Source organism: Xanthomonas sp. SHU 199 (genome assembly GCF_000364665.1).
Taxonomy (GTDB): domain Bacteria; phylum Pseudomonadota; class Gammaproteobacteria; order Xanthomonadales; family Xanthomonadaceae; genus Xanthomonas_A; species Xanthomonas_A sontii.
In genome coordinates this window covers 1-2405 of record NZ_AQOI01000833.1, presented here as the reverse complement: position 1 = coordinate 2405, position 2405 = coordinate 1, and the positions used below count along the sequence as shown (strand labels likewise).

Annotated in this window: 2 protein-coding genes; one reads left to right on the top strand and one right to left on the bottom strand. The window is 69.2% G+C overall.

The genetic code is table 11. From position 1 onward, the window contains the following. Window positions 1-553 precede the first annotated feature (553 nt). A complete protein-coding gene (locus D183_RS0122835; RefSeq protein ID WP_017911046.1) occupies window positions 554-1261 on the bottom strand; it encodes an AraC family transcriptional regulator in 708 nt (235 codons plus the stop codon). A gap of 172 nt (window positions 1262-1433) precedes the next feature. Between D183_RS0122835 and D183_RS0122830 the strand changes: the two genes are divergently transcribed. Further along, the gene (locus D183_RS0122830) at window positions 1434-2375 is read left to right on the top strand and encodes a 4-hydroxyproline epimerase (RefSeq protein WP_017911045.1); all 942 of its coding nucleotides are present in this window, start codon (window positions 1434-1436) and stop codon (window positions 2373-2375) included. Window positions 2376-2405 lie beyond the last annotated feature (30 nt).

The window sequence follows — 2405 nt, the reverse complement described above, 5'->3', positions numbered from 1 at the left end:
AGGCGGCGCCGACGGCGCAGGCGCAGCGGGTTCGGCGCTTGCCGGCTTGGGGAAGGCGGCGGCCAGTTCCTCGATGCTGTAGCGCTGCGTGCGGCTCTCGCCGGCGTTGTCCTGGGGCTTGTTGCGGCGGAATAGGCTGACCATGGATGACGCGTGGACCGGAAACGAAGAATGCTACCACTTGCGACCTGAGCGGCCGGTGCAGCGGGGGCGAGCTGGGATGGTTGGCAAGGTGGGCTTCGGGCGTCGCGACTGCGTGTGTCGCGCCAGGCGCGGTTCCTGGCCCTTTGCGGGATCAGCCGCGACAGGCGGGTGCCCACTGAAGCACAGTCGCAGGGTGCAGTTGCGGAATTGCCATGGTTTTTCGACGTAATGGCTCCGCCGCACCCTCACCCCAACCCCTCTCCCGGAGGGAGAGGGGCTTGTCACTGTGGGCGCGGGTGTTCCTGGAGAGTCGAAACTGCTCCTGCGACAGCCTCAACAGCGTCGCGATCCCAACGCCCGCATTCAGCAAAAAACGATTCCCCAATCCCCATTCCCCATTCCCAGCTCTTCACAGCTTGCCCTTCATCGACCGGTAGTCGCGCGGGGTCATGCCCACGGTGGCCTTGAACTGGCGGGCGAAGGCACTCTGGTCGGCGAAGCCGCACAGCTGGCCGATGCTGGCGATGCTGTCGTCGCCGTGCAGCAGGCGCATCGCCGCTTCGATGCGCATCTTGGTCAGCAGTTGTTGCGGGGTCAGCTGGAACACGCGGCGGAAGTGCCGCTCCAGTTGCGCCACCGACAGCTCGGCCAGGTCGGCCAGGGTCTGCACGCGCAGGTTGTCGCCGTAGTGCGCCTGCATGTGTTCCATGGCGCGGCTGATGCGCTCGTAGGCGGAATGGCGGCTGTCCGGCTGGCCCAGGTCGCGGGAGATGCCGACCACGCCGATCACCTCCTCGCCCTCGCACAGCGGGCGCTTGAAGGTCAGGCACCAGCCGGGAGTGCGGTTCGGGAACAAGTGCACTTCGAGCTGGTTCTCGATCACCTCGCCGCACAGCACGCGCCGGTCCTGCATCAGGTAGCTGCCGCCCAGCGGCAGCGGGAACACGTCCGCGGCCGACTTGCCGATCAGATCGGCGCGGTATTTCTTGCCCAGCCGCCGCACCAGGGTCAGGTTGACGTGGGTGTAGCGGCCGTCGCGGTCCTTCACGAAGAACACCACGTCCGGCAGGGCGTCGAACAGCGTCTGCAGTTCCAGTGCCGAAATCAGAGTGTCCATGGCGTTCACCTGCGGGAGTGGGCGGCGGTGCGGGCGCGCCGCCGCGCGTCCCCTGAATGCCGATGCTAGCCTAAGTCGGCACCGGCGGGCGTCGCCGGGTTGTGCGAACTTCCGCATTGGCGACAGGCAAACGCTGCTAGCCGGCGACGGTGCCGAATGTGAGCATGGCTCCATGCATACACTCGATGTCATCGACTCGCACAGCGCCGGCGAACCGACCCGTGTCGTCGTCTCCGGCTTCCCCGATCTGGGAACCGGTTCCCTGGCCGAGCGCCGGGAGCTGTTCCGCACGCGCTTCGACGCCTGGCGCAGCGCCATCGCCTGCGAGCCGCGCGGCTCGGACACCATGGTCGGCGCGCTGCTGCTGCCGCCGGTGGCCGCCGATGCCTGCGCGGCGGTGATCTTCTTCAACAACGTCGGCTACCTGGGCATGTGCGGCCACGGCACCATCGGCCTGGTGCGCACGCTGGCCGAACTGGGCCGGCTGAGCGCGGGCACGCACCGCATCGAGACGCCGGTGGGCACGGTCGGCGTGGAACTGCACGCCGACGGCCGCGTCTCGGTCGACAACGTCGAGAGCTACCGCCACGCCACCGGCGTCGAAGTGCAGGTGCCCGAGTACGGGCGCGTGCGCGGCGACGTGGCCTGGGGCGGCAACTGGTTCTTCATCACCGAACAGACCCCGTGCGCGCTGGAACTGCGCCACCAGCGCGCGCTGACCGCTTACACCGAGGCGGTGCGGCTGGCGCTGGAGGCGGCGGGCATCCGCGGCGCCGACGGCGGCGAGATCGACCACATCGAGATCAACGGGCCGGCGCCGGACGCCAGCGCCGATGCGCGCAACTTCGTGCTGTGCCCGGGCCTGGCCTACGACCGGTCGCCCTGCGGCACCGGCACCAGCGCCAAGCTGGCGTGCCTGGCCGCCGACGGCAAGCTGGCGCCGGGCCAGGTGTGGCGCCAGCAGGGCATCCTCGGCAGCGTGTTCGAGGGCAGCTACACGGCCGGTGCGCGCGGGGTACTGCCGCGCATCACCGGGCAGGCCTACATCACTGCGCGCGCGCAGTTGTCGATCGATCCGCAGGATCCGTTCGCCTGGGGCATCGGCGCCGCATGAGCGGTTTCGACCTGATCGTCGTCGGCGCCG